Origin of the sequence: Pseudoxanthomonas jiangsuensis, assembly GCF_010093185.1 — a bacterium.
GTDB lineage: Bacteria > Pseudomonadota > Gammaproteobacteria > Xanthomonadales > Xanthomonadaceae > Pseudoxanthomonas > Pseudoxanthomonas jiangsuensis.
The window spans coordinates 1-917 of sequence record NZ_PDWL01000075.1; the positions used below are offsets into that span (position 1 = coordinate 1).

Sequence of the window (917 nt, forward strand, 5' to 3'; positions counted from 1 at the left end):
ACTGCGAGATCCACACTTGAGGGGTAGAAGAAAGGGGCAGATGGGTATAAGAGACGGGTGTGGAAGTAGGACTTTTTCATGTCAGGCCACTTCTTTCCGGAGCGGGGTTTTGCTATCACGTTGTGAACTTCTGAAGCGGTGATGACGCCGAGCCGTAATTTGTGCCACGCATCATCCCCCTGTTCGACAGCTCTCACATCGATCCCGGTACGCTGCAGGATAATGTCCGGTGTCATGCTGCCACCTTCTGCTCTGCGGCTTTCTGTTTCAGGAATCCAAGAGCTTTTACTGCTTCGGCCTGTGTCAGTTCTGACGATGCACGAATGTCGCGGCGAAATATCTGGGAACAGAGCGGCAATAAGTCGTCATCCCATGTTTTATCCAGGGCGATCAGCAGAGTGTTAATCTCCTGCATGGTTTCATCGTTAACCGGAGTGATGTCGCGTTCCGGCTGACGTTCTGCAGTGTATGCAGTATTTTCGACAATGCGCTCGGCTTCATCCTTGTCATAGATACCAGCAAATCCGAAGGCCAGACGGGCACACTGAATCATGGCTTTATGACGTAACATCCGTTTGGGATGCGACTGCCACGGCCCCGTGATTTCTCTGCCTTCGCGAGTTTTGAATGGTTCGCGGCGGCATTCATCCATCCATTCGGTAACGCAGATCGGATGATTACGGTCCTTGCGGTAAATCCGGCATGTACAGGATTCATTGTCCTGCTCAAAGTCCATGCCATCAAACTGCTGGTTTTCATTGATGATGCGGGACCAGCCATCAACGCCCACCACCGGAACGATGCCATTCTGCTTATCAGGAAAGGCGTAAATTTCTTTCGTCCACGGATTAAGGCCGTACTGGTTGGCAACGATCAGTAATGCGATGAACTGCGCATCGCTGGCATCACCTTTAAAT

At 51.4% G+C, this 917-nt stretch carries 2 protein-coding genes; both read right to left on the reverse strand.

Annotation, left to right across the window (positions count from 1 at the left end):
• Positions 1–236, reverse strand: a 236-nt coding sequence (locus CSC62_RS17285; RefSeq protein WP_425502054.1) for a hypothetical protein, incomplete at its 3' end; no start/stop codon positions are given.
• Positions 233–917: phage recombination protein Bet (bet, locus tag CSC62_RS17290; RefSeq protein WP_094635193.1), on the reverse strand; the 685-nt coding region annotated here is incomplete at its 5' end. The genes CSC62_RS17285 and bet, both read right to left, overlap by 4 nt.